Annotated in this window: 30 protein-coding genes and 3 pseudogenes; 9 read left to right on the forward strand and 24 right to left on the reverse strand. The window is 55.9% G+C overall.

Annotation, left to right across the window (positions count from 1 at the left end; all coding sequences use genetic code 11):
• Position 1 precedes the first annotated feature (1 nt).
• From HZS80_RS17040 to HZS80_RS17085, 10 genes and pseudogenes are all read right to left on the reverse strand, one after another.
• Entirely contained in the window at positions 2-343 is a 342-nt protein-coding gene (locus HZS80_RS17040) for a single-stranded DNA-binding protein (RefSeq protein ID WP_179916740.1), read from the reverse strand.
• 153 nt (positions 344-496) lie between these two features.
• Complete coding sequence (locus tag HZS80_RS17045) at positions 497-958, reverse strand: hypothetical protein (RefSeq protein WP_035557913.1); 462 nt, start codon at positions 956-958, stop codon at positions 497-499.
• 172 nt (positions 959-1,130) lie between these two features.
• Positions 1,131-2,306: pseudogene (locus HZS80_RS17050) on the reverse strand (ISL3 family transposase).
• 190 nt (positions 2,307-2,496) lie between these two features.
• Positions 2,497-3,843 (reverse strand): dihydrolipoyl dehydrogenase family protein, encoded by a 1,347-nt coding sequence (locus tag HZS80_RS17055; protein ID WP_035557901.1) that lies wholly within the window; start codon positions 3,841-3,843, stop codon positions 2,497-2,499.
• A 138-nt stretch (positions 3,844-3,981) separates the two neighbouring features.
• Positions 3,982-4,239 (reverse strand): hypothetical protein, encoded by a 258-nt coding sequence (locus HZS80_RS17060; protein WP_127059529.1) that lies wholly within the window; start codon positions 4,237-4,239, stop codon positions 3,982-3,984.
• The gene (locus HZS80_RS17065; protein WP_127059530.1) at positions 4,240-4,566 is read right to left on the reverse strand and encodes a hypothetical protein; all 327 of its coding nucleotides are present in this window, start codon (positions 4,564-4,566) and stop codon (positions 4,240-4,242) included.
• A gap of 431 nt (positions 4,567-4,997) precedes the next feature.
• Complete coding sequence (locus HZS80_RS17070; protein WP_052703852.1) at positions 4,998-5,441, reverse strand: glycoside hydrolase family 15 protein; 444 nt, start codon at positions 5,439-5,441, stop codon at positions 4,998-5,000.
• A 219-nt stretch (positions 5,442-5,660) separates the two neighbouring features.
• On the reverse strand, positions 5,661-7,295 hold the full coding sequence (merA, locus tag HZS80_RS17075) for a mercury(II) reductase (RefSeq protein ID WP_035557898.1): 1,635 nt from the start codon (positions 7,293-7,295) through the stop codon (positions 5,661-5,663).
• Positions 7,296-7,358: 63 nt separating this feature from the next.
• A complete protein-coding gene (merP, locus tag HZS80_RS17080; RefSeq protein ID WP_035557896.1) occupies positions 7,359-7,664 on the reverse strand; it encodes a mercury resistance system periplasmic binding protein MerP in 306 nt (101 codons plus the stop codon).
• Between the two features lie 33 nt (positions 7,665-7,697).
• Positions 7,698-8,117: a mercuric transporter MerT family protein gene (locus tag HZS80_RS17085; protein WP_035557893.1), complete on the reverse strand. Its 420-nt coding sequence runs from the start codon at positions 8,115-8,117 to the stop codon at positions 7,698-7,700.
• A 78-nt stretch (positions 8,118-8,195) separates the two neighbouring features.
• On the opposite strand from HZS80_RS17085, the gene HZS80_RS17090 reads away from it, so the two are divergent.
• Entirely contained in the window at positions 8,196-8,594 is a 399-nt protein-coding gene (locus tag HZS80_RS17090; RefSeq protein WP_035557890.1) for a MerR family transcriptional regulator, read from the forward strand.
• Between the two features lie 605 nt (positions 8,595-9,199).
• Here HZS80_RS17090 and HZS80_RS17095 read toward each other — a convergent pair.
• From HZS80_RS17095 to HZS80_RS17115, 5 genes are all read right to left on the reverse strand, one after another.
• Positions 9,200-9,982, reverse strand: a complete 783-nt coding sequence (locus HZS80_RS17095) for a hypothetical protein (RefSeq protein ID WP_035557885.1) — start codon at positions 9,980-9,982, stop codon at positions 9,200-9,202.
• Between the two features lie 125 nt (positions 9,983-10,107).
• On the reverse strand, positions 10,108-10,686 hold the full coding sequence (locus tag HZS80_RS17100) for a hypothetical protein (RefSeq protein WP_035557883.1): 579 nt from the start codon (positions 10,684-10,686) through the stop codon (positions 10,108-10,110).
• A 195-nt stretch (positions 10,687-10,881) separates the two neighbouring features.
• The gene (locus HZS80_RS17105) at positions 10,882-11,472 is read right to left on the reverse strand and encodes a DUF6927 domain-containing protein (RefSeq protein ID WP_052703853.1); all 591 of its coding nucleotides are present in this window, start codon (positions 11,470-11,472) and stop codon (positions 10,882-10,884) included.
• A gap of 236 nt (positions 11,473-11,708) precedes the next feature.
• A complete protein-coding gene (locus HZS80_RS17110; protein WP_035557880.1) occupies positions 11,709-12,119 on the reverse strand; it encodes a DUF6573 family protein in 411 nt (136 codons plus the stop codon).
• The gene (locus HZS80_RS17115) at positions 12,112-12,468 is read right to left on the reverse strand and encodes a hypothetical protein (RefSeq protein ID WP_035557876.1); all 357 of its coding nucleotides are present in this window, start codon (positions 12,466-12,468) and stop codon (positions 12,112-12,114) included. The genes HZS80_RS17110 and HZS80_RS17115 overlap by 8 nt, the downstream gene beginning before the upstream one ends.
• Positions 12,469-12,609: 141 nt before the next feature.
• Between HZS80_RS17115 and HZS80_RS17120 the strand changes: the two genes are divergently transcribed.
• Positions 12,610-13,452, forward strand: coding sequence for a hypothetical protein (locus HZS80_RS17120; protein WP_083024693.1), 843 nt, complete (start codon positions 12,610-12,612; stop codon positions 13,450-13,452).
• Between the two features lie 243 nt (positions 13,453-13,695).
• Here the strand turns inward: HZS80_RS17120 and HZS80_RS17125 are convergent, their stop codons facing one another.
• From HZS80_RS17125 to HZS80_RS17135, 3 genes are all read right to left on the reverse strand, one after another.
• Positions 13,696-13,971: a hypothetical protein gene (locus HZS80_RS17125; RefSeq protein ID WP_035557873.1), complete on the reverse strand. Its 276-nt coding sequence runs from the start codon at positions 13,969-13,971 to the stop codon at positions 13,696-13,698.
• Positions 13,972-14,163: 192 nt separating this feature from the next.
• Positions 14,164-14,358, reverse strand: a complete 195-nt coding sequence (locus HZS80_RS17130; RefSeq protein ID WP_035557869.1) for a hypothetical protein — start codon at positions 14,356-14,358, stop codon at positions 14,164-14,166.
• Between the two features lie 415 nt (positions 14,359-14,773).
• Positions 14,774-15,400 (reverse strand): class I SAM-dependent methyltransferase, encoded by a 627-nt coding sequence (locus tag HZS80_RS17135; protein ID WP_035557867.1) that lies wholly within the window; start codon positions 15,398-15,400, stop codon positions 14,774-14,776.
• 705 nt (positions 15,401-16,105) lie between these two features.
• Between HZS80_RS17135 and HZS80_RS17140 the strand changes: the two genes are divergently transcribed.
• The gene (locus tag HZS80_RS17140) at positions 16,106-16,378 is read left to right on the forward strand and encodes a hypothetical protein (protein ID WP_035557864.1); all 273 of its coding nucleotides are present in this window, start codon (positions 16,106-16,108) and stop codon (positions 16,376-16,378) included.
• A gap of 153 nt (positions 16,379-16,531) precedes the next feature.
• Here HZS80_RS17140 and HZS80_RS23885 read toward each other — a convergent pair whose 3' ends face one another.
• Entirely contained in the window at positions 16,532-16,654 is a 123-nt protein-coding gene (locus HZS80_RS23885) for a hypothetical protein (RefSeq protein WP_268762340.1), read from the reverse strand.
• A 440-nt stretch (positions 16,655-17,094) separates the two neighbouring features.
• Between HZS80_RS23885 and HZS80_RS17145 the strand changes: the two genes are divergently transcribed.
• The 5 genes and pseudogenes from HZS80_RS17145 to HZS80_RS17165 all read left to right on the forward strand — a co-directional run.
• A complete protein-coding gene (locus tag HZS80_RS17145) occupies positions 17,095-17,241 on the forward strand; it encodes a hypothetical protein (RefSeq protein ID WP_157826461.1) in 147 nt (48 codons plus the stop codon).
• 287 nt (positions 17,242-17,528) lie between these two features.
• Positions 17,529-18,440, forward strand: a complete 912-nt coding sequence (locus HZS80_RS17150; protein WP_035558003.1) for an MBL fold metallo-hydrolase — start codon at positions 17,529-17,531, stop codon at positions 18,438-18,440.
• Between the two features lie 20 nt (positions 18,441-18,460).
• Positions 18,461-18,889, forward strand: coding sequence for a protein tyrosine phosphatase family protein (locus HZS80_RS17155; protein WP_035557861.1), 429 nt, complete (start codon positions 18,461-18,463; stop codon positions 18,887-18,889).
• Between the two features lie 69 nt (positions 18,890-18,958).
• Positions 18,959-19,132: a hypothetical protein gene (locus tag HZS80_RS17160; RefSeq protein WP_176304696.1), complete on the forward strand. Its 174-nt coding sequence runs from the start codon at positions 18,959-18,961 to the stop codon at positions 19,130-19,132.
• A 110-nt stretch (positions 19,133-19,242) separates the two neighbouring features.
• Positions 19,243-19,608, forward strand: a pseudogene (locus HZS80_RS17165) (YeeE/YedE family protein); the annotation flags it as partial.
• Between the two features lie 628 nt (positions 19,609-20,236).
• Here the strand turns inward: HZS80_RS17165 and HZS80_RS17170 are convergent.
• The 3 genes from HZS80_RS17170 to HZS80_RS17180 are packed head-to-tail and all read right to left on the reverse strand — an operon-like array spanning position 20,237 to position 22,552.
• The gene (locus tag HZS80_RS17170) at positions 20,237-20,785 is read right to left on the reverse strand and encodes an EAL domain-containing protein (RefSeq protein WP_340162621.1); all 549 of its coding nucleotides are present in this window, start codon (positions 20,783-20,785) and stop codon (positions 20,237-20,239) included.
• 9 nt (positions 20,786-20,794) lie between these two features.
• Positions 20,795-21,118 carry an EAL domain-containing protein gene (locus HZS80_RS17175; protein WP_101145389.1) on the reverse strand — a complete coding sequence of 108 codons (324 nt, stop codon included), beginning with the start codon at positions 21,116-21,118 and terminating at the stop codon, positions 20,795-20,797.
• 21 nt (positions 21,119-21,139) lie between these two features.
• Positions 21,140-22,552 carry a sensor domain-containing diguanylate cyclase gene (locus HZS80_RS17180; protein WP_101145388.1) on the reverse strand — a complete coding sequence of 471 codons (1,413 nt, stop codon included), beginning with the start codon at positions 22,550-22,552 and terminating at the stop codon, positions 21,140-21,142.
• A 705-nt stretch (positions 22,553-23,257) separates the two neighbouring features.
• Between HZS80_RS17180 and HZS80_RS17185 the strand changes: the two are divergent.
• A pseudogene (locus HZS80_RS17185) lies at positions 23,258-23,827 on the forward strand (recombinase family protein); the annotation flags it as partial.
• Between the two features lie 445 nt (positions 23,828-24,272).
• Here HZS80_RS17185 and HZS80_RS23605 read toward each other — a convergent pair.
• Positions 24,273-24,896 (reverse strand): RES family NAD+ phosphorylase, encoded by a 624-nt coding sequence (locus tag HZS80_RS23605; RefSeq protein ID WP_232774555.1) that lies wholly within the window; start codon positions 24,894-24,896, stop codon positions 24,273-24,275.
• A 39-nt stretch (positions 24,897-24,935) separates the two neighbouring features.
• Positions 24,936-25,355, reverse strand: a complete 420-nt coding sequence (locus tag HZS80_RS17195) for a DUF2384 domain-containing protein (protein ID WP_179916742.1) — start codon at positions 25,353-25,355, stop codon at positions 24,936-24,938.
• Positions 25,356-25,428 lie beyond the last annotated feature (73 nt).

The following is a 25,428-nucleotide window of genomic DNA, read 5'->3' on the forward strand; positions in this document are numbered from 1 at the left end:
ATCAAAAGGGAAATTCCACTCCTTCGTCTCCATCACCTGCAGCACCAGCGCTACGCGGATCACGGAGGATGCGGCAAGTGTCCACCATAAGGTTGGTATACACAGTGCCGTTATCAGCCTTACGGAAGGACAATTCGCCCTCGACAAAGACCAACTGACCGCGCTTCAAGCGATCCTTCATAACCTCGGCGAAGCGACCACCAAGGATGCAGTTAAGCCACATCGGATCATCACCCACTTTCTTGGCCATGTTGATACCGAACCGAACGTAAGTTTTGCCATTGCCGTTGGTCCGAACTTCTGGTTCGCCAATGTGACCAATCTGTAGAATCTGTCCCCACATGTTCAAATCTCCTCTCTCTCACATTCCCAACGTAATGGGTCTCGTTGGGGGATAGGGGCGCTACTGACACTAAGGAGCGAACCTGGGCGGTTTATTTTCCTAACGCATGAAAAAGCCCCCTGACTCAGATGAGTCGAGGAGGCTTTGAAGTGGTCACCTCGGGAGGTGACGAACGATTCTTGCCTTGGGCTGGAGATAACTCCAGTGCGCCAAGTTAAGGAGGAAGTTACCAAAAGCTCTCTTGGTGAAGCTCACAATGAATGTATCTTCGGCGCTCTCTATGGCCTGTAAAGTGCTTTCCCGATGCAATTTGCGATCAGGGCGACGCACCTGGATGACAGGTCCATCCTCGACAGAGAAAGCGAACCCCTCAAGCTCACCAAGCGAGAAGACCTCGAAGGCCACATTCACATCCGTTCCCAAGTCAGCCATTTGACGTGGCGTTGGCTGGCGCCAGCGGCGACCGGCCTCACGAGGCAGAATGAAAAGAGAGCCTTGCGCTGAGTCGATGGCAAACGCCACCTTATCAGCACGGAGGTCATCTAATTGCAGCCCGCCGAACTCACGACCAAAAGCTATGGCATCTTCTTGATTAATAATCAGCTCAATATTCATGTCGCTCTCTCCTCTCATTCCTGCGATGCAGGTCTCAAAAGGAGATAGGGCGGGGACTGCCATAAGTGGACAGCTAGAGCGCCTGTAAAATGTTTCGCATGCAGAACATCCCTAGGCTGTAGAGGTAGTTTTTTACGGGGTTAAGAAAGGGCAAGCGACAGAATAAAAAAGTTCATCGCATTTTGCCGGGATATGCGACTTTGATCTTCAGAAAGAAATACGCCGTGTCCCGGTAGCCGTAAGCCATTCGCTTGATGACTTTGATGTGATTGTTCATTCCTTCCAGGGCGCTGGTGTTGAGTCGATAAAGGGCACTGGCAACGATACCTTCTAGGTGCTTGGCGAAAGCAACCAGCGACTTGAGCCCACTGTCGATGGCCATTCCAAACTACGCTTTACAGCGTCGGCGGGCCTCGGCTTCACTAGGTGCGTACCATAGCTCTTTGAGTTAGCTCTTAAGCAGGTAGACCGTGGTCAGCGGCTCTTTGGCGGCTAGCAATACATCCAACTTGACGGCCTGCTCAGGGTCCAGGTTGGTGCGGTTGCGCAGGAGCAACCAGCGACTGCGCTTGATCACACGCCGGCCAGCATGGTTCTCGCGTAGCCGGTTTGCCTGATAGACCCGCACCCGGTCGATCACCTCGCGACCGAACTTGGCGACCACGTGAAACAGGTCGTAAACGACCCTGGCTTTTGGGCAGTGTTGCTTGGCTTCCATGTCCATTGCCGTATTCATGCCCATGGCGACCGCTTCTTTTTGCTGACAGGTATCCCTGTCCAGCCATTCGAAGGCAGCGCATGCGCATGAACGCCCCTCGCCGACCCACAGGACTTGCTGTGTGTCGGCGCAAATAGCCACCATGGCATAATGGTTCCCCTTGTGCAGGACAAACTGACGCCGCACCCGGGTCAGGTCTGCCTGGGCTGTCTCATGACTCAGGCGCCGATGATCCATAGTCTTGACCGTATACCATTGAAGCCCCACCAGCTCGGCCACATGCTTGATAGGTGAAAGTCGAACCAGGGTTTCGACCCAGCTCACCATGGCGCAGGTCAGTGGCTGACGTCCGGCTAGCCAGGCAATACGCTCTCATCGGGGGCCGCAGGCCGGACGACGTACTCGGCGCACAGGGATGTCTAGCCATACGCGATACTGGAACAGGTCGCGCTCACGCACACGGCGATAACTGACATCATGAATGAGCCAGGTGGATTGGCCACAGCGACTGCAGCAGGGCGGGTGTGAGGCGGTGAGTTTGAGCTTGATCAGCAGGCCATTGGCGCCGAGTGATTCATAGCAAACCAACTCGAAGTCTTCCCAGAACAAGGTAAGCAAACTAGCATCCATGGCACGGCGGTGGTCTGGTTGGGACATTTTTTTGGCTTAAACCTTTCTACCGCCGTCATTCTCGTTTACGGGTGCTATCCTGCAGTGAAACCTGAAAATGGTTTGGAACTCTTATCCTCAGTTGCCAAATAAAGATCTCAATGCTTAGGCATGAGGTCTAGCCATCTCAAGTTGCCGCTATCAGGCTCTCCTAGAGCATCGAGCCTATGTCTGAGGCCCCCGTTGGGTAGGCAAACATTGTCGTATTGAGGTCCGTGGTGGTGAGCCCATGACGAATGGCCAGCGCGAATACGTTGATGACTTCATCCACGTTGGGGCCGACGAGATGAGCGCCCAGTACCTTATCTGTCTCTTCTTCGATAAATATCTTGAAGCCATAGACCGGCTCGGCGGCCTGACGGGCGGTAAACCAGTTGTGTGTGTGTTGACTCGAGACGCGGAATTTCAGCCCTTGCTCACGGGCCTGCGCTTCGTCGAGACCGGCGGAGGCGATAGGCGGAATGGTGAAAGCGACACTCGGCACCCCTTTATAATTCGGTGTGCTACGTTTGCCATCGATCAGGTTGGCGGCCACCACCTTGGCATCGTGACTCGACACGGGGGTCAGGGGCGGCCCCACCTGGGCGGCATCGCCTGCGGCATAAACGGCGGGGTTCGAGGTACTTTGCAGATGCTCATTTAGCGATAACCGCCCCTTCTCGGTCTCGATACCGGCCGCTTCCAGGTTGAGGGCCTTGAGGGCTGGCTTTCTTCCGGCCGCGTGCACGACTAGGTCTACATCAACCGTGCCGGTCTCGCCATTCGAGGAGGTGCGAACACGATAGCCGGAGGCCGTCTTTTCGATGGCGTCCACGTTGGTCTGGGTTCGCACATCAATGCCCTGATCACGGAAGGATTCCATGAGCCAATCGACCAGGTCCGGATCGAAGGGCTTGAGCATCCGCTCGCCGTGCTGTAGGACGGTGACTTGAGCTCCAGCCCGGGCAGCCAGGTGAGAAAACTCTGCGGCAATATAGCCCCCGCCGACCAGGGCAATCCGCGGCGGCAAAGTAGCCAGTTCCAGAAATTGTTCGTTGTCTATGAGGTGTTCTTCGCCTGGAATACCCAGGGTGGCTGGCTCGGCTCCCGTGGCAATCAGGATATGCTGTGCTTCAAGTACCTGGTCCTCAACCTCTAGGCGGTTGGGGCCGGTAAAACGCGCCTGTCCATGGTAGGTATCGATGCCCTTGTCGCTGAACATGGCCTGGTGTTTTTCAGGCACAGGATCGGTAAACTCTCGCTTGAAGCGTAGCAGCTCGGCCCAGTCGATACGGACCTCTCCCTCCACGCCCTTGCCTTGCATGCGGTGAGCATGGTCCAGCGCCTTGGCCCCCTGGATCATCATCTTCTTGGGGTCGCAGCCGCGCAGGGCACAGGTGCCCCCAAAGGGGCGGGAGTCGATGATCGCAACACGCCAGTTGGCGGCTTGGGCACGCATGACGACTATTTTAGCGGCGGTGCCGGTACCGATAGCGACGAGATCGTAGGATGCTGCCATCTTGTTTACTCCTTTGCGTAGCGGCGACTTGGTAGCCGCTAGTCGCCGCGTTGAAGTCATCGCTGTCCAGGCTTCGTTCTACCGTGGCCCGAACAGCGATACCCTGGAAATGCGTTATTCCCCTCTGAACCGTGCCACTTATTCGGGGATCAGTGGCATGTCTTTCGGCTCCACGGTGGGCAAGGGGGCCATTAGCTTTTTCTCTACCGCGATTTCATGGAATGTGACATGCCAGCGGTTGGCCCGGTGATAGTTTCGAATGAAGGCGTCCCGAATATCCGTGCGCTGGCTCATGCTGGCGTAGTTGTGCCAGAGCGTCATGAACGCACGCGCCGCGAACCACTGGGCATTCACGATCATCCGGTCATTGGCGACACAGGTATCCTGATCGGGCACCTAGTCAGGGCTCATGGTTTCTTCAAGCGGCGCCGGCAGGGCGTAACCGCCAACTTCCAGAATCTTCTTCATCTCATGGATGTTGGGGTTGCATACATCCTCAAGGTAGGTCTTGATCGCTTCCTTGATTTGCGAGTCTTTCGTCGCGGCGAGGTACAAGTTGCACTGCCCCATGCAAACGACTTCACGCCGAAAGCCCTCGACGACGGCCACGTACTCGCTTGCGGAGAGGCTGTTTCTTCCCGCCCCCGCTTGAGCATAGTAGCGTTCGGCGTAGTCACTGTAGGACGTGCGGCCTTCGGGGCGGCCTATTTCCACTTCAGACATCGTCGTTGCCTCCTTTCATTGACATTGGAGAGCCTCTTGCTCCGATAAATCAACGGCCATCCTGCAGGTATTCATGGGAGCGAGCTGGCAGGGATAGGCCCTCCTCACTCGTTGGCGAATCTGAAAATCCTGACCTTGCTGACTTCAACGTAGACCTGTAGTTATTACAGGGACAAGGTGGTTGTTGTTTATGTCTGGTAACTGAAGAAGCCAGCCTGCCCAAGGTCGACTCGGTAGCCTTGTGGGCAGGGGCAGACTTTGTCTGGCTCGCCTCACTTGCCTGGCCAGGAGGTCGGGTGCAGTTCCAGAACTGTGTCACGAACCCCGGCCTCCTTGACCGAGGCAGCGCCGCCAAGGCGCATTGGTTGCGACCGAGGACAGGCTTGAAGCAGTACGCCGGACGCAATCCGCATGGGTGCCGTCACGCTACCTTATTCGTAGAGCTGTATATGCAGGGCACGGTTGATCAGCGCAAGATGGGTAAAAGCCTGCGGGAAGTTGCCAAGGAACAGGCCCGTCGTCGGATCGCTCTCCTCGGCATAGAGCCCCGCATCGTTGGCGTTGGCGTTGGCCAGTAACCGCTCGAACAGGGCGCGAGCCTCCTCGGCTCGACCAAGCATTAGAAGTATATCGACCAGCCAGAAACTACAGATCAGAAACGCATCTTCGCTGCCGGAAAGCCCATCCGAAGCCAGGTAGCGGTGTACGACATCGCCATGACATAGGTGCTCTTCCACTGCTGCAGCCGTCAGTTCAAGTACGGCCTTGTCGATAGGAATGCCCATCAATGGGATCAACAAAAGCGCGGCATCGAGATCGTCATGACCGAAGGCCTGCGTGAGGTAGCCGCCACTGAGCTTGATCCCCTGAGTCACGATGGCCTGAAATATGCCATCTCATGCCAGTTCCCAGGCGGGCTGAGGACCCAGCAGGCGCAGTGTGCGGTCGAGTGCGACCCAGGCCATGGTATTTGTAGACGTGATGACGCGGTTCCCCACGCATTTCCTAGATCCCTTGATCGGGTTCGTGCCAGTGGGCGGCGACATGATCGGCCATTTCTCGAACAAGGGTCGCCAACGTCACATCAAGGCTTGTCACCCCGCGCAGCAGGACAGTTGTTTGACGTCCTTGGTAAAGGTCTGGGCACAGAGCTTGAGCCCCTCGACCATAGTCAAGTAAGGAAAAAGCTCATCAGCGATGTCTTGTACCGTCATCCCGGCACGCAGGGCCATGACCGCCGTCTGAATGAGCTCGCCGGCTTCGCCGGCCACGGCCTGGACCCCGAGCAGGCGCCCGCTGTCGCGTTCGGCGACGATCTTGATGAAGCCGCCGGTCTCAAAGTTGACCAGCGCACGGGGCACGTTATCCAGGGTCAGGGTCCGGCTGTCGGTAGCGAATCCTTGAGCCTCGGCCTCGGCTTCGGACAAACCGACGGTTGCGATCTGCGGGTCGGTGAAGACCACCGCCGGCATGGCACTCAAGTCCAGGCGCGCCTCGCCCCCCGTCATATTGGTGGCGGCGCGGCTGCCGCCCGCAGCGGCGACATAGACGAACTGCGGCTGGTCGGTGCAATCCCCAGCGGCATAGATAGTGGGTACGGTGGTACGCAGAGAATCATCGACCAGAATCGCTCCGCGGGCAGTCTCTACGCCGATGGCGTCAAGGTTCAGCGTTTCGATATTAGGCGTGCGGCCCGTCGCGACCAGCAGCTTGTCGGCCTTGATGCCCCCCGTGTCCGTCGTGAGCACGAACTCATCATCGGTATGCACCACCTGGCTGATCTGGACGCCTCGTAATACATCAATGCCCTCGGCCTGGAAAGCGGCTTCCAGGGCCTCGCCAATGGCCGGGTCCTCGCGGGAGAACAGGCGGCTACGCGCCAGGATCGTCACTTTGCTGCCCAGCCGCGCGAAGGCCTGGGCCAACTCCACCGCGACCACCGATGCCCCGATCACCGCCAAACGCTCGGGAAGGGTGTCGCTGGCCAGGGCGTCGGTCGAGGTCCAATAGGGCGTGCCAGCCAGCCCCGATACCGGTGGAATGGCGGGACGCGCGCCGGTCCCGATGAAGACACGATCGAAAGCGACCTCGCGCTCGCTGCCATCGTTCTTGTCAACAATCAGGGTCTGGGCATCACGGAAGCGGGCCCTGCCGCGGATAACCGTAATGGCCGGGTTGCCTTCTAGGATGCTTTCGTATTTACCGTGACGTAACTCTTCCACACGGCTCTGCTGCTGGGCCAGTAAACGGCCACGATCAATGGTTGGTGCCGTTGCCGTGATGCCGTCATCGAACGGGCTTTCGCGGCGATGATGGGCAATATGCGCGGCACGGATCATGATCTTAGAGGGCACGCAGCCGATGTTGACGCAGGTACCCCCTATGGTACCTTGTTCGATCAGGGTGACACGGGCACCCCGCTCGACACTTTTCAACGCCGCTGCCATGGCAGACCCGCCACTGCCGATCACGGCAATATGTAGACCCTGTTCGCTGCCTCGGTCACTGCTGGCTCGCTCTGTGGCCTGCGTCAGATCGGCGCCGTAGCCCTTGGCACGGATCGTCTCAAGCAGACGCTCGGTACCCACCTCGCCCGGGCGCATTATTACCGCGCGGCCCTGGTCATAAGAGACCTCAGCCTCGACCCCGGGCAGTGCATTGAGCGCCGCCTGAGTCGAGTCGGCGCAACTCGTGCAGGTCATGCCGGTAACTGTAATCGTGGTTTGCATAAAAATTCCTCGGTAATCCTTTCGCACAACTCCCGCAGCCCTCGATGAACGTGGGCTAGGTGGTTACTGGGCTTGTTTAGTTTTCTCGGAGGCCAGGCGCGACGGATAGCCCGCATTGGTCGTAGCGGCGGTCAAGTCCGCCACGCTCGCCTCGGCATCTTCGAAGGTCACGGTGGCGCTTTTTTCCTCGTAGGAAACCGTGGCGTTCTCCACACCGAGCACTTGATTGAGCGCTTTCTTGACGGTGTAGGGACAGGTCGAACAGGTCATATTGTCAACAGCCAGGGTGACGGTCTGTTGAGCGGCGAAGGCCGTCCCGGCACTTGCCGCGGACAAAAAAAGCGTACCGATCAAGGTGCTAAATTTCATATAAGAAAGACTCCAGGAAAATTTGAAGGTGTATTAGCCAAGGAACAGCGGGGCGATATACGGCCAGGCAAGCACCAACACGACGAGTGCCGTCGCACCCCACAACGCTATCTTGATCACTCGCTCGGCAAGCGGCGTGCCGCAATAGCCATCCACATCACAAGCGTTGGCCCGGCAGGCGCTCTTGGGCTTGCGATAAACCTTATAAAAACCGATACCGAGCATTGCCAGGGTGAAGGCGAGAAAGAGCGGCTGGTAGGGCGCAAGCGCCGTGAGATTGCTCATCCAGGCCCCGCCGATGCCCAGTGAGAGAAATACCACCGGCAGAATGCAGCAGGCGGAGGCGAGTATCGCGCCAATGACACTACCGCTTGCCAGTAGGCCTTTGCGCCCTGATCGGCTCGTCGTGGTTTGCTCGCTTCGATCAAGCGTCTGGTCTTTACTGTCTTGCATAGTGATTCTCTTGCAATTTGGGTATTCATAGCTACTGTAGCCCCTGTAGCTACTACAGGATCAAGAGGAAAGTAGGCCATGCCATTACGCCGAGGGGAGCTAGCCAGACGAGCCGGTTGCAACATCGAGACGGTTCGGTACTACGAGCGCATTGGGCTTATGCCGAATCCGCCCCGAAGCGAGAACGGCTTTCGTAGCTATGAAGAGCGCCACCTCACACGGCTGACGTTTATCCGCCGAGCGCGCGAACTGGGATTTACGCTCGAAGAGGTGCAGGACCTTCTACGACTGGTTGATGGCGGGCATTACACCTGCGCTCAGGTACAGGAGCTTGCACTCAGGCATACCGACGATATCCAGCGCAAGATAAATGACCTGCATCGCATGCAACGCGCCTTAAAAGAAATGTCGGCCCAATGCAGCGGAGAGGAAGTTCCCAAATGTCCCATCATAGAAATTCTTTCTGAGACCTCTTAGCCGAATACCTATTACTGCGGTGTGGTTCATCTTTTACCTCTTCGCATCAGAGCGGCTTAAGGCAATCTCTGTGATTGACGTCCTCCTTCTCTTTCTCGCTGATCGGCGAAGAACCATAAAAAAGCCCCTGACCGAAAGGTTCAGGGGCTAGTGAATCATGTAGGTCTAATTGAGCAGCGTGTCACGACAGTCTGGGAAATCCCGCGGTACTCGCCGTGTTCCTTGACTCGCCCCTTCAGTACAACCTTACTCCCCTCAAGGGCCTTACCTGTTTTCCAGACAATGTACCGACCTTCGGGGTCGCAGAATATGTGCTTCCACATCAGCTCCCATCGCGTATCTGATGAAAAGGACCGCTTACGCACAACTTCCATCTCCAACTGATCGCCAGGACCTCCAGCATAGCCGAGAGCCATCATTGACTCGGTGTTAACAGCTGACTCCTCATGTCGATCGTAGGCAGTGACAGCCGCCGTCATAACGCCGACTCCGCGTTTAAGCTTAACCAAGTCGAAACGAGCATGATGAACAATCATCGTCTCGAAATCGTTATGCTCAGTCTGCAGAGGGATCACTTGCCGTGCCCAAGCTATTACCGCATCAGCCTACGCCACGTCCTCAGAGACACACGCCTTCATTCGCTTGCTGACCATCGGGACTGAACGAGCCATCTCACCCACAATTTCTGCTGTGGCCAGGTCGCCAGTTTCTTCTGCTCGAGCACGAGACACGAAGCCTCGCTCCCGAATCTGCCTTACTGCCGCGGCAACCAGCCATCGCAGCTCGACAACAGCATCTGGAGGGCGACCGCCGCATATGCCCACCTCATCGATCTCTTCCATCATATTGATAACAGAGACCAATAGTTGAGCACGGGCCATCATCGACTCAGCGCCTTGGTGGCCAAGATAGTCCTTGAGGCATGTCTTTCCGACCTCTAGGACAACGCCAATTGCCATCTCTTCCATCAGAAAGAGATAACGCCGCTCACGCCGTTTGTTGCAGTGGCTGCAGTCGCCCGTGGCGTCGCCCGATCTGTATGGCTCGGGCAATCGGCTATATGCCCACTCCAAGGGAGTGCCCCGTGCTGCCTGGTTCGCTGCCATGTCGATTCGCGCCAGCAAGCGATACCCGTCCAGCTTCGGAGGTTCGCCACTGACTGCGACTTTCACGGCAACGATCTGCTCCAGCTTAAAGTGCGACAGTCGATCTTCAAGATCCAACTTCTCACGAGCCCAGGGCTTTACAGCCTCTTCCAGCACGTTGATCTCGAAGGACGCCATGCCAAGTTTCTTTGCCTTGCGATCGAGCCGTTCTACCATTTCGCGCAGTGCGGGAAGTTGGCACTTCGGTATCCAGCAGGTGGTCTTGTCTGTCTGTGTCGTCATGATCCTTACTCCTCTCTCATTCCTGCGTAAATGCAGGACTCAAGATGAGGTAGGGGAGTAACTGACGAGCTAAGTGTTTCGCACGCGAAACAAAGAGGGTTCATAGTACTGTCGCTATGGCTGTGTCAGGCAGCGCATTTCGTCCTGTGACGAGAAAGGGTGAGCAACTGCTGTAGCCGAGAGGCCTGCCGATGCAGCCTTTGGGCTGTCGAAAAATTGTCCCATCCTGACTGAAAGCTACCCTCTCGATTCAGCTCCTCAATCTGAACTGCCGTTTCGGTCCATTGGCTAGGAGGCATTGTGTCCACGAGCCAGCCCCCTCGTTCGTAAAGGTCTATAACAACCCCACCACTATTGCAGATACGCATGATCAAAGGCCTAAACAATCCTTCATATACGTCTTCGGCTTCACTCGATGCCTGATAAAACTCAGCAAAACCAGCCTCAGCCAGCTCACGCAGTTTGTAATACTCAGTGTATGGAGGTACAGCCACAGAACGTGAGGTTTCCTTCTCAAAGAATGCGAGCCCTGGCGCGTGATCGTACATGTTCATCTTCACCTCACCCTCAATGGTGATCGAGGCGCCGGTTGCGGGCAGCACATTAGTGCCGAACGCTTGATCAAAATAGCCGGCCAAACTAGCAGCGATATTTTTCTGTAGCTCTCGAAGAAACAAGCGGTCTTCATGCGTTAAGTCAGTCATAACGGCTTCCATTTGGCTAAGGTGAGTTTCAGTATCGGGGGGGAGGGGAGGGTGATGCAAAGGGGCTTCATGAGGTGAACACGAACACGGCCAAAGCCTCAGGAAGTGATAGGGCTTGTGTGTCAGGTGGTATAGCGCGGCTGGCGCCAGCGTGAAAAAGCCCCATGCTGAGAACAGCAGAGAGGGCTTGAAATACTACGCGAGCACTACAGCATCATCCAGGTGGCGGGCCTGAAGCCTTACCAAGCTGGACGAGCCATCTGGCCTGAAAACATTGCGTTTGCGCGGCAAGTCCACCTTGGTGAATGTGTCGCACTCCAGGCCTCCAACGAACCGTACTGTGTACGGTAGTTTTATCCGATCGCCATTTTGCAGACGCACACGCTGCTTTTTCGATTCAGCATGCTTTAGGCATCTCTCACGCCATTCGCTGGCATACTTCAGTCCGACTCCCACTACTACCCCCAACTGCTCCAGCTCCTCAAGCGGAGATAGCAGTTTGAGAATCGATGCAGGGCACTGTGACAAGGCTGGCCCCATGGTTTCATCCATCGACTTGTAGCAAAACTCTCCCTGCGAACAGCTAGTTTTCACGACCGCCGCTATCGTGTACTCAATAGACGCATGATCCGTGGCCTCTCCCCTCCGCTGGACCTTAATCGCAGCGTAATAGGTAGAGCCCACGAAACTCGACTTCAGCACTTCGTTAGATCCATCCTGGTTGGTGTATTCCTTGTCCAGGTAGGCTTTACGGTCGGACGGCTTTGGTACGCATAAAGTACCCATAATCTTACTCCTCTCTCATTCCTGCGGTATTGCAGGTCTCAGGAGGGGATAGGGGTGAAACTGACAGAAAATGTTACGCATGCGAAACATAGCGTCTAGCTCCCATTGCAGTGCCATATAGGATCGAAGCCGCAAAATCATGATCCTGGCTCATGGGCATCATAAATAGAAAAACCCCCAGGCAGCACAAGGCTGACTAGGGGCTTAGAAAGAGGAGTGATAACTGCGCGATCGCGTCAGTCCTCCTCGGGTAGCATGATCGTTATCACAGGCTTAGGGGTATCCCCAGGACCTATAGTCATAACAACATGTTTTGGCACAACGATAGAGCCGGTTTCGGATTGCTCAATCACATCAACGATGAAGTCGATATATCTCTCGTTGCGCTCTCTCGCAGCAGCCTCAAGGGCGACAAGCAATACATCGCCTAACCGCTTATCCTCTTGCTGCTGCATCTCATGAGGGCTTCTACCGTCATGCCACGCCACCAAAGCCTCCCAGGCTGCAGCAGTCATGGCAACAGGCACCTTGAAACCCATCATGTTGCCGGCGGCGTGCTCAGCACGTTCGCTGACATCTACCAAATTGCCATCTTCGATGGCATCCGCACGGGAATAGCTATGGATCATGTCAGTTTCATCAAACATGAGCTGTAGCCCCCTGTTGGCGTGACGCCAAAAAAGCAGCCATTGGGATGGGTGTAACCTCAGGCCCAGTCGGCAACTTCCAGGCGCTCTCACGTCTAACAACGCGAGCCAGTCGATCAGCAGCAAAGCATAGCCCCCAGCGTTCATTAGAACGCTCAGACAAGCCGCTTGGTTCGTGCGTAACCTCCCACATCCAGTCAGAATCCACATCCACACATGAGCGGACTTTGAACACCTGCTCGCTTATTCGCACCCTCCGGCTCAGACCTTCAACGCCTAAGTATTCACCGAAGTTACCGCCGCGACGGCTGTAGATGATCGTTTCCAAACGCTCGCCAAATGTTTCCATTGGGATTCTCTCTCTTCTCTCTCTCACATTCCTGCAAAGCAGGTCTCAAGAAGAGATAGGGGCCTTGCTGACGTTGAAAAGTATGGTATTGGTAGCCCCCTACCTGTTTCGCATGCGAAACAATCAATTCAGGAGATGCCTATGGTCGGTAAAGCAACAGCCCAGGACAGCACTACTGAGGGAGCGCCCAGAGAGAATCTGCGTGTTATCCAGGTTCGCCACCGAGAGACACCCAACAGCGAGACCCCAGACGCGATTTTGATGATCCAGCGGATAGAACAAATTGTTGGCCAGGGCGCTCGACTCACGCTTAGAGTCAAACGGATCGATACCCAGCGGCCTCCTGAGGGAAATGAACTCGAATGGTCAGCTGCATATTCGCCTTCAAGCTCAACAGATAGGGAGCGGGTCAGACTCACTCACGGTGAATGCAGAGGTCCCGCAGATATTCAAATGATTCTTAACGGTTTACGCGGGTTTCGTATCGGCACCTACCTGATGGCAGAGATCGTCACTTGGGCCAGGCAGTGGCCGTTGGCAGAGGTAATGAAGATCGAGCTGTCGTGGCAAGATGAAAAGCCAGGCGCACACGATGGAAATAACAAGGTTAGGCGTGATCGGTTCTATGAGCAGTTCGGTATTGAATTCATCCCTAGTGAAACCGAATCGCAGATAACCGCTCGATCAAAATACATGCTTGCTGAAAACCTGACGACTGACGATGCCGAGCGTGCCTGGCGATTGAATATCCAAAAGGTGAATGCGAGTGACTGGCTAGTTGATCAGCAGCGAAAGCTGGAAGAACAGGAAGGGCAGATAGCGAAGCTCAAGCGAAAGGCTGCAAGCCTGCAGACCACGAAAGACCGCATTGAAGCCCATCCATACCGCTATGCAGTGTGTCGTTTTCTTACCAATCCTCTGGCGTTGGGCTGCCTTGCACTGGTGGCTGTGGCCTTTTCCCTCGCCAAGGAAGTGGTTAGCTGAACCATCCGCCAGCCTCTGGTAACCGGAAATAAAAAAGCTCTTCGCGAAGGAAGAGCTTGTTGAATGTGAGATCAATGTCTCTTGTTCTGACGAGAATGACAATCGCCAGAATTCAGCTAACTGCTGCTGCCGTCCTGATGGTGATGATGCTTGCTGCGTTCAATTTGAACGAACGTGAATAAACACACGGCCGCCATAAAGACTGCAAAAGCTGTAACTAACCATCCAAAAGGGCTCATAAATTCAATCCTTTTCTGCACTGTTGCGCTCAATTCTTACAAGAAACGCAATACCTGTTACCCAAATGATAGCACCTACGAAAAACATGGCAACTGATGCACCAAGAGTGATTTTCTCGCTAGGAGCGAAGAAACCCAGAACTCCGGCACCCATAGCGCCAAGACCGAGTTTTCGTACATCGTCTGTCAGTGCCTGCAGGCTGTCCGGCCCCAGCAGAGGCTGGCCATCCTGCATCCTTCGTCGTACCGTGGCGACCCATTGTTGAAACTTTACGCTCATGATCCTACTCCTCTCATTCCTGCTGGATTACAGGTCTCAAGAGGAGATAGGGGGGCAGGGTGACACTCAGGTTCGTAAATAGGGTGCACAGCGAATTTTCCGTGAACGATAGCTATCACGCGGGCGACTCGACTAGCGCGGTTCCGCCTGCCGATGCCAATGTCCGGCTCGTTGCGTCGTTCTTGACCAGCGTCAGGTGAGACTGGTCTGCGTCAGCAGTTCATCGAGCAGGCCGTTCAGAGTGCGCCGAAGGTAGATCAACAGACCCTTCTCCTTGGCCACCACCGTTACCTTGGCGAAGAGATTAGAGGCGGCGGGGAAAGGCGTTCGCACTACGGGGCCCATGACCAGTTTCACCCCCCCACAGCAGGCCGAGGCCGCACACATCGCCGATCCAGCGATAGCATAGACCTACCGTCCTTAACATGCAGAACGGCAGATGCAAAAGCAGTGGCCTAGCGAAAGACCACACTGGCGATTAGGGCAATGCCAATTAAGAAAAGCACCATAATGCCGATAGTTTGCCGGGTACTGGGCCTGTTGAGCCTCGTAAACCACTGTTGAACCCGAGACCTCATTACCTGGGCTCAAGATAAAAACCAGAATGTCACTCCGAGATAGAGCCGAGGGTGACCGTACCGAGACAGGGGTGGAGAGACATAACATGCTGGCGATCACGTTACTGGGCCGCTGGCTCCGCCATGCATGCTGGGCTACACCAGCAGCTATGTAGCATGTAATTGATTTTTTTCACATCTCGCGCCCCGGAGTTCGCCATCTACCGCCAGCGAACCCAGTTCACTCACCCGACAGCGGGAGGCTTGGCCGCGCCTTCATACATGAACGTCATGGTCTTGGGACGACCGAGATAGCCTGTAGCCAGATCCTGGAGTACAAAGCCGGCATTGAGAAGCAACACATCTGTCTGCCGATCCAGATGGCAGCCACCGGCGCAACGCTTCCAATACGGAGTCAGCCGTTGCTGCCAGCTGGCAACGCGGGTTTCTGGCGCGAGTCCATGCTCGACAAAAATCAATTGTCCCCCGGGCTTGAGCACCCTTCGCGCCTGGGCTAGAGCCGCTTCTATGTCCGGAATCGTGCAGAGTGTCCAAGTACTCAGGACCGTGTCTATGCTGTCATCAGGTAGTATTATCTGCTCTGCGCCCATTTGCAGCACTTCCACCTTGAAAGGGGCTTTGTTAATACGCTTTTGCGCAAGCTTTAAAAGGCCACCATCCGGCTCCACTGCATAGTACTTCTCTATAAGCTCAGGGTTGTAATAAGGTAGGTTAACTCCAGATCCAAATCCAAGTTCTAAGACACTCCCCCGAGCTTTGGCCACGGTACGTTGACGATATTTCTTAAGCATCCCCGCTCCCATCGTCAGGTTGATCAGATGCGGTAGTATGTGGCGGCTATAAAAACCCATGGCACTTCCTCCACATTCGATAGGGATAAAACTCATATCATTGTGTTGTAAGCCTATAGCACCCCCGCTAAGCCAGCTTGTGCCCTTTGTTGCCCTCCATCTCTGGGGCACTACAACGCGCTCTTTCCCGTCCTAGGTGTTGAACTTTCCGGCAATGTCTACTGCTACGACTATTGCGCCCAAGACCCATCGGGCAAGAAGAAGGAGTGATGCTCGTCATGTCTTTCTCCTTTTTGGCGCGGGCGTGACCGGGCCTATGGGCAAGGAGATGGTCGGTAAATCACTTCCCAGCTTGGTTAGGGATCCAGCTGCGCTGAGACCGTGCGGTGATCTGGAGTACCTCCTTCATGCGCAGCGTCGAGAATAGGCCCGAGGCGAACGTCAAAGCCACCACCACTCACAACGCCGCAGCCAGTCCCAGTGTATCCGCTACCACCCCTGCGATAATAGCGCCTAAGAAATAGCCAAGATCACGCCAGAGGCGATAGATGCCAACCGAGGATCACCACGCTGGATGCACGACATCACCGATGACGACGAACAGGGTAGGATAAACCATCGCTTTACCTATCCCAATAGGAACGCGCCCGTCGCAAATCCCGAAAACCCTACGGAGACAGCAAACACCACAATGACCACTGCTGGCAGACGATGAGCCCCTGACGCCCCACCCGGTCTGACCAGGCACCGGTAAAGAGCTTACCGATGCTCCAGACGGCGGGGTATATCGCTGTCAGAATACCAATCTTTTCTAAGGCGATAAGCCTGACCGAGGGCTATCCGCAGTGGAAAGCCGCCGGACATCCGGTGCAGATTGAAATGCAGGAGAAACCGACACTACAGGGAGAAGAACTGACGATGGGCGAAATGGTGGCTTGCGGCGGATTGATGATGTGGTGGGATGGACCTGCTCTGTCTGCTTGTAATCCTGCTCCTCGTGCTTGGGGTTGCCGCACTCGTATAGTACTTGTTCTTTAGCAACAGGCAATGAGTGGCTGCGGATGTCCCGCGCCTCAGTTGGAATAACATGGCACTCGTATATGCCGGCTATCTGCCCTTGTGTGAACTTGGGAAGCAAATGGTTGTACTCACTGAGAGCCCTCAGTATCCTCACCGCTTTTAAGGTCTCGCTTATTTTTTAAATAGATACTTAACGAGAGCCCCAATACCGAGCACAAGCAGTATTAGGACAAGAAGCCCTATCAGCCCCATCCCCCACATCATTGCATCACCGTTCATCATTCCATCCATCATTGTTTCTCTCCCTTTCTATCTCATTTACAGTAATGGTTACGTTAAGCACACCTCGCTTAGCTTTTCCTGCCGATAACGCCACGCCTTGAATTTCATCCTGACTTGGATTCGCTTTTTGTCGATTTGCACGAGCTATCTTCTTACCCTTTCCTCGTGGGCTGATTGTTACAAAGTCAGTACTTCAGTCCCTGTACAGCACCTATAGCGCATACTCCTCGAGCTCGTTGAGCCCGAATTCCACGCTGCAGAAGGGTAAATGGACAAAAATCACGCTAGATATCTAATGGTCACAGTTGGCAGAAGTCAGCACTGTTTCTCCTAGGAAGACCCCAGCCAATCTAAGCTTTGCGACGTTTGCTTCAGTGCATGCTCGATATCTCCTCCCGGTCCAGTTCGTTGGGCCGACGGAAACCTGCGTAGGAATGCTTAGGAAATCAGTCATGTTTAGTCGAGCCGCATACCCAGACTGGCGGTTGATTGTGTCAGCCGTGTTGGCTGCGATCCGTGAAGCCATGGATGGCAAAGTATTTGTCGAGCATGCCCTTGTAGCTACGCACGCACCCAAAGCCCGCCGTACACGGCCATGATCAGCTATAACAAGCCTCCTTACCAATGGGGATTTTTGCCATTGCAAGTATCGTCAGCTTGGCCCTGCATGATCTAGCACAGGTCGGCAAACTTCATCCTCATCAGGATTTCTATCGCATCATTATAGTCCACGAAGCCCTGAAATGGGTCAATCCAGCGAAACAGAGTAGGTGTTTCTCCTTGAAGGCTGCCGCGATAAATGATTTGTGCGGTTTGGTTGCTGATGCTAGACATTATGTTTTTTTGTTCTAACCTAGTAACGTTTTTACCAACAACCGAGGATGCCATGCAAACGTTTCGACACTCGCCAGGCAAGCCAGATGTTGTCGGCTTCTACGACATGCGGACCTCTAGCGTGCAGTACGTTGTTAGCGATCCTGTGACTCGGCGCTGCGCAATCATCGACCCAGTCCTAGATTTCGATGAAAAGTCCGGCGCTATCGCAACGCACCATGCGAATGAATTGCTGGGCTACGTTGCCAGCCAAGGGCTGAAGGTCGAATGGATTCTGGATACCCATCCGCACGCGGACCATTTTTCGGCAGCACAGTATCTAAAGGAAAAGACAGGAGCACCAACGGCTATAGGAGCTTACGTTACACAAGTGCAAGCGCTATGGAAGGATATATACAACTGGCCCGACTTTCCGGATGACGGCCGCCAGTGGGATCACCTTTTTGTAGAGGGCGATACTTTCCACGTGGGCGAGATAGAAGGCCGGATTATGTTCTCGCCCGGCCATACCAAGGCGTCGATCACCTACGTCATCGGCGATGCGGCGTTCGTGCACGACACGCTGTTTCAGCCGGATGGTGGTACGGCCCGTGCCGATTTCCCCGGGGGCAATGCTCACAAACTGTGGGATTCCATTCAGGCCATCCTGGCACTGCCGGACGACACTCGGCTCTTTACTGGTCACGACTACATGCCCGGCGATCGCGAGCCAGAGTGGGAAAGCACGGTGAGAGTCCAGCGCGAAACCAATATTCATCTCCGAGACAGCCCGACAGCGGACAGCTTCATCGCCTTGCGTAACGAGCGTGACGCCAAGCTGCCCATGCCTAAACTGATCCTGCACGCCTTGCAAGTCAATATCCGGGGCGGCGACCTGCCAGAGCCAGAGGATAATGGTCGTCGTTACCTAAAGATTCCCCTCGATGCTCTACCGGGGGCCGCCTGGGATGAGGCGCGCTCCTAAAGCGACCAAGGAGGTAACCTATGGATATCAAACCGCTCGATGATCGTCTTTATGTGACAGCACAACCTCGCCTCGACGAACTTGAACAGCTCGCCGAGCAAGGGTTCCGCACCATTATCTCCAATCGCCCGCGTGGGGAAAGTGATGACCAGCCGGATCCCGATGCTCTCAAGGCTAAGGCAGAATCACTGGGTATGGTCTGGCATGAAGTTCCCGTCAAGCCCGGCAAGTATTCCCAGCAGGACATTGCCGCCTTTGCCGATGCCCTGGAGTTATCGCCGACTCCCGTGATCGGTTTCTGCCGGACCGGCACACGGGTCGCTCATCTCTGGGCCTATTCACAGGTCTCGCATCGTCCGATTTCGGAACTCGTCGGTGCTGCCAAGTCGGCCGGCTATGACCTAGAGCCGCTTCGCGAGAGCCTCGAAAACCAGGCCAATGACAACTAATAGCGCTGACCGGCATGGCCAGTTTGCGCCGCTATTTCCCCATCGCTCAGTGGCTGCCAGGCCGTCAACTTGATCGATGCCTCGGCACTGGATAGTTTGCAGTCGATCAACCCGCGTTTGAGTGATGCGGGGTTACAACTGCACCTTTGCGAGGTCAAGGGGCCAGAGATGAACCGCCTGCTGAAGACAGCATTCCTACGCAATTTCAGCGGTAATGTCTTCCTGAACACGTTCGATGCTTGACATGCCTTGCACGCTCATTCTTCTGCAGAGCTGAGCGATCCCGACAATGACGATGCTTCGACACGGCTTGTCCGGCATATTTCAAATACCTGACATAGAGGAGACACAACGTGGACATAGCGGCAAGTCTTTCCGGTTTGATCGGCGGTGTGCTGATCGGCCTGGCAGCTGTATGGCTGATGGCAACGCTGGGTCGTATTTCCGGCGTCAGCGGAATCCTCTCCGGACTATTGCTGGAGCAACCCGCAGGAGATTCGGCTTGGCGCCTGGCCTTCCTACTGGGTCTGTTCAGCGGCCCACTCATCCTTATTTTACTGGGAGGTGGGCTAGGTAATGTCTCCGGCGCACCGGATGAGGTCATCGGTCAGCCGGCGGGAGATATCGGGCTGATGCTGCTGGCAGGTCTATTGGTCGGCGTCGGGACAAAAGTCGGCAGCGGCTGTACTAGTGGTCACGGCGTCAGCGGTCTGGCCCAGGGCATGGACCTGTCCGCCAGCGTCGCGCCCTTTATCCTGCGCGGCGTGCCCCTGGCGGGGATCGACAGCGTGATGCGCGCCTACGCGGATCGCGTCGAGTCCTGGCGGCGTCTGGGGCAGCTGCTGGTTCCCGAGCAGCTCGATGCTATCACCAGCTCCATCGCCCTCGACGACGCCATCGAGGCGGTCGATGATCTGCTCGCCGGCCGCATTCGCGGACGCGTAGTAGTGACCATGGCTCTATAAATCCGAATAATAGGTACGTTTTCTTTACGTAGAAAATTTAACGTAATTTATTTACGCAAAATTGCCCCTCCAGGAAGTCCTGGTGTCATTTTCAGAAGACGGCTGCACCAGCGCATCGAGCGGACCGCCCGGTGTGCAGTGGTCTTCTGAAAGAATTGTTTCAGCAATCGCCTTCACCAACCTCGACTATGCTCAGTCCTCCTAAGCACCATGGGCGGGTCGAGGCATGGCATCAGATACATCACCAATTGCAGAGCAAGGCGTGACCATCCTGTCCGACCTGAGCACAGGCCCAGTTCCGAACGTCCATCATCGGAGCCTTGGTGACACTTGAATTGGGGCATGAGGCCGCCGCACGCATCAAGGTCAGCAAGACGGCCCTCTACGCCGTTTTGAAGGCCAGCCAGCCCGACACGCCAGTGGGCCTTGGGCGGGGCAACGGGCAACGGGCAACGGGCAACGGGCAACGGGCAACTACAATGCTCGACCATGCACCACGATAGTGCATGGCCGGACACAGGGATGACTCCCTGGCGCCTGATGGGGCATGCCCCGAGACCGAGACGCTCTCGTTCCAGGACGCCGTTGGGGAAGGCGAGGGCGGGGCCATCAGGGCAATGATGTCGGCCACCGAGGTCGGACGGCTGAAGAGGAAGCCCTGGCCGTGGGTGCAGCCGGTATCGCGCACGAACGCTTCCTGCTCGGGGGTGTCGATCCCCTCGGCGATGGTCTTCATGCCACAGTGGTTGGCCATGAAGACGATGGTCTTGACCAGCGAGGCGTTCAGCGAGGAGGCTTTCGGGCCGGACACGAACGACTTGTCGATCTTGACCGTTTCCAGGGGATAGCGGCCCAGGTCGCCAAGGCCGTAATACCCCGTGCCGAAGTCATCCAGCACCAGGCGGTATCCTCGCTTCGCCAGGTCGAGCAGTACACGGTGCTAGTTGTCACTTTCCAAGATCAACAGGCTCTCGGTGATCTCGAGCTTGATGCTGGAAGACTCCACGCCGTGTTTTTCCAGCAGCTGTTTCAGTTTGAACGGAAACGTCAGGTCGCGCAGCTGCTTGGCCGAGATATTGATCGAGACCGTGATATTCCGGCCCGTTTCTTCCGCCACGGGAATGAATTCGGCCGGCAACACCTCCCCCAGTTCCTTGTGGCGCCACCGGAGCAGTGCTTCCATGCCGGTGATCTCACGGCTCACCAGAGAATAGATAGGCTGATAGCGCAGGTACAGCTCTTCATGGGTCAGGCAATGAGCCAACAGACCCTTCAGCCTTGCATGTTACTGCGAGCGCTCCTCCATCGTTGCATCATAGAAGCAGAACAGGTTTGTGCCCCTCGACTTGGCTTGGTACATGGCGATATCGGCATAGCGGAACACATCGGAGAGATCCTGAGTGTCGTCGGGAATCATCGCGATCCCGATACTCGCCCCGACCAGCATGTGCTTGCCGCCCACCTCAACGGGGCCCGCCAGCAGGGCATGAATCTTGTCGACGACCCGTGACACATCTTCCTCAGAGGCGACGTCGGTCAGCAACAGACAGAATTCATCACCACCGAAGCGTGCCACATCGTCCTCGGTGCGCACGAGCTTCGCCATGGATTTGGCCACCCAGCACAGCAGCTCATCGCCGGCGGTATGGCCCAGGGTGTCGTTGACGGCCTTGAAACCGTCCAGGTCAACGTAGAGGACTCCGGCCTTCAGCTTATGGCGGATGCAGCGCGCCAACTCGTGGTTCAGGTGCTCTATAAACAGCGACCGGTTCGCCAATCCGGTGAGAAAATCGTAGTTCGCCTGACGAAAAAGCAGTTCCCGACTGGTGCTCAATTCCATGAGGTGACCATGGGCCAGCCTGCCATAGGCTCGCAGCCGTCGATAGAAGAAGAGGCTGCCCGCGAGGATCAGTAGCACGCCTCCAATCACCCAGGGTAGGAGCTGTGTGAGGAGGCTCTGGCCAGGATGCTCCGGACGCCATTGAAGGGTGCCCAGCGGCTCGCCGCTCGGTGTTGCCAGGGGGAGGGACGCCAGTTGGCCTGTCTCCCGAGGGGGAGCTGCCGCTGCAGGCAGCAGACGCAGGGCCTCGATCTGAAAATCACGACGCCAAGCGCCCAGAATGGCCTCGTCGATGTAGTTGACCAGGATCAGATAGCCATGCGCCTGATTGGTGGCATACGGGGTCGGGTCGTAGGCCACATACGGCGACACGGCGACCAGGGCAGGCGCTCCCTGGATATCCAGGATGTCAGATGCGGGCTCGGGGTCGGCGAAATCGGTGTCGATGGCCTCGGCCATGAGCTGCTTGAACTCGGCGGTCAGCAGGCCCTCGGGCAGCGCCTCCAGTTCCGTACCCTTGTGTACGCCGTGGATCAGTGTCGCCTCGCGATCCAGACTCACTACCCAGTCGGTACCGTACTGGTTCTGCAGATAACCGCTGACGTTTTCCATGGCCCAGTCGGTGTCTCGCTGGTAGATTACCAGCTCGACGGCCTCGTTCCACCAGTTATAATCTCGGCTGCGGTTGGCCAGTTCTTCGAGCTCGAGATCGAGCAGTCGCTGCACCTGCTCCCGCGACTTCGCTTCGGCATAGCGATCGAGCGACTGCGACGACAGGATCCCCACCCCGAAGACCCCGGCCACGGCGATCAAGATCGTGACCAGGCTGATTAAGAGACCGCGCCCCAGGGCTCTCATAAGCCGTTCACTGGACTCGATGGAGGCCAATTCGTCCTGAGGGGCGCTATCCCCGCGTTCTTGTCCGGCGTGCACTTACACGTTGTCCATGTCGAAGCCTTAAGAAGAGTATCCGCGTGCTCTTTCGCCAAAGAGCCTTCGTCGCCCGTCGCTTGTCGCGCTTGTGCGAACAGACTGTGATATAGCTCATAACTTATCTGTAAGGAAGTTACACTGAAAGCGTATTTTATTCACCCGTAATCGGCCACCACTCCCTTTAACGCTGGATAGAGAAGCACTGCTGGAGGCACCGCGGCTGCCGGCAGTCAGGGCAGCGAGCGATGGTGACGGAACGATGAACCCGCCATATTCATCAGCGCGTCGAACGCGTGTGTTGAGCCCATTGATTGCCTGTCGTTGTCAGAAGGTGGTTGTACCCATACATTGGGCGGTTCGCCCGGTGTGCAGCGGACTTGTGAACGAGCCGTGTCAAACGATCCTCGAATTGGTTCAGCATGGCGGCGCACAATGCAGCCTGTCCGAGAAACGATCATTAGGCGGCCAATCCGGACATTGTCCGACAACAGCTTGTTTGATGTATTTTGGGACAATAAGATAAACGGACGGATTAGCGGACAAAAGGGGCAGTCAATGGCGCTGATTGGCTATGCGCGGGTCCCGACGGCAGAGCAGAACACCGCCTTGTAGACCGATGCGCTTCGCAAGGCGGAGTGCGAGCGAATCTTTGATGACACCGTCTCCGGGGCCAAGGAAGAACGACCCGGCCTAACAGCCGCGCTGGGGTTCCTGCGCGACGGGGATGTGCTGGTTGTGTGGCGACTGGATCGACTGGGACGCTCACTGCCGCATCTGATCGAAGTGGTCAGCACTCTGGACGCGCGTGGCGTCGGATTCCGGTCGCTGACCGAAAGCATCGATACCACCACGCCGGGTGGGCGGCTGATCTTCCACGTGTTCGGCGCCTTGGGGCAGTTCGAGCGTGATCTGATCCGTGATCGCACCAAGGCGGGGCTGGCCGCTGCCGCCGCCCGTGGGCGCAAAGGAGAATGCAAGCCCGTTGTCACCGACGACAAGCTGAAGCGGGCAAGGGAGCACCTCGCCAATGGGCTGAGCATCCGCGAGGCCGCCGCACGCATCAAGGTCAGCAAGACGGCCCTTTACGCCGCTTTGGAGGCCAGCCAGTCCGAAGCCCCAGACCACAGTGCAACCGACTTCAGACACGCAGTGCGATCGTCTTCTGAAAATAACACCTGGAGGGGCAAGCTTCATGTGTAAAGAAAACTGGACTGCTCTGTGTTCTCCGGACACTTCTAGCCTAATAGTGATGCTTTATATCGACTTTATGATCAAAGATGGCAGAAAATCAGCCGATATGTTTAAGCATAATAGTATTAAACTTGGAGCATTTAAGGATAGGCCAGTAAGAACTTGGACTGGCTGCAGTCCCCTGAACCCAATTGATACTGATTTTTAAGAAGGCACCACCGAGCTAGCAACTTATTCCACTTAGCGCTGTTCATAGCTTTTCTCATTATTCGAGCTTTCAAAAAGCATGACTGACCGGATGGATCAAGCGGTTTTGAAAATGCCTCCCTCAGCAGACAGCCTGGGGAAGCGTGAAATCAACAGTCTGGGCGAACTACAAGCCCGTATAACCCATGCTTAACGGGCAGGTTCTCCGTTTGCCATCAATTGATAGCCTTACTGTGGCAGAGTAGGATCAGTCCCAAGTAAGGAACCTTACCTGCGCTTTCTGCCGCTCGATCCCGAACTCCGCTGGCTCGACATCTGCAAAGGGCTGCCCCTCCATCGCTAGCCAGTAGCAACGTAGATCAGCATCGCCTCGGACAATCAGCACATCATCATGATTTTGCATCCTTCTCTTCTCATTCCCGTATGACAGGTCTCGAAGAGAGGTAGGGGCGGTGTGACGTGAAATGAAGGCGTCGGTGTAGACTACGAGGTTTACACCCCGTGGATTGGCCAACGACGGGAACAGTATGCCGCTAGCACCAGCCTCCAAGGCTAGGTCAGCGAGCAACCAGCTGGGCGGTTCAACGCGATCATTAAACAAAATTCTACGCCAGTCACAACCCATTTCCTGCCAGAGAGAGTCCCAGTCAGCCGTGTACCCATGGCTGAAGTCCACTACTGTGGCCAACGCTACCGTGTAGCTCACAATAAGACCGGGTGGCATCAGGGTCGAGAGCTGCCGGCACTCCTCAAGCGCGGTCAGCTCTTCCAGAGCAAGGTAGAGTGCGGGAACCCCGATACGATTGAGGCGACCGCCATGCTGGGCGGCGCCTGCGCCACTTGTGGGGGGCGATGGCCCAGCGGGGGACATGGACACGATAGGCTGGTTGATCTGCCAGGCTGGTAAGGATCATCCAGCCGCGCCTGCGTGAAGTGATTGAACATAGTTCAATAGATCCTCAGCTCGTCCCTCTCTGACCAACTGCTCTGGTGTCCTGAAATTGAATGCGCTGATCGGTTCATTACGAAACCAGAACGCGGCATCCTGAAAATTACCATTTATGTCAGCCGCTGCTCCCATGACTCGCACCGCATCCCGTAAGTAAGTCTGCAGCTTCTCAGCCCCCTGGGCGCGGTTTACAGTAACGCGGTGGACATGCGCCCGCGAGGCCAGCGTCTGTACATCCATGCCCAGGGCAAGGCAGAACATCCTCGGGCTGATGATTGGGCTCTTGGTTTGCCGTGCCCGAGCTTTCAAGTCAGCGAGGAATTGATTGAAAGTGTCGGGAGCAACGTAATCGGACGGCTCGATGATTGCTTCAACGCTCATAGCCTATTTTCCCTGCAAAAATGCAGCGATGTTGCTACATAAATGCATCATATAACTTCAGCGCTTCGAAGTC

The sequence above is a fragment of the Vreelandella glaciei genome, assembly GCF_013415125.1.
Classification (GTDB): Bacteria; Pseudomonadota; Gammaproteobacteria; order Pseudomonadales; family Halomonadaceae; genus Vreelandella; species Vreelandella glaciei.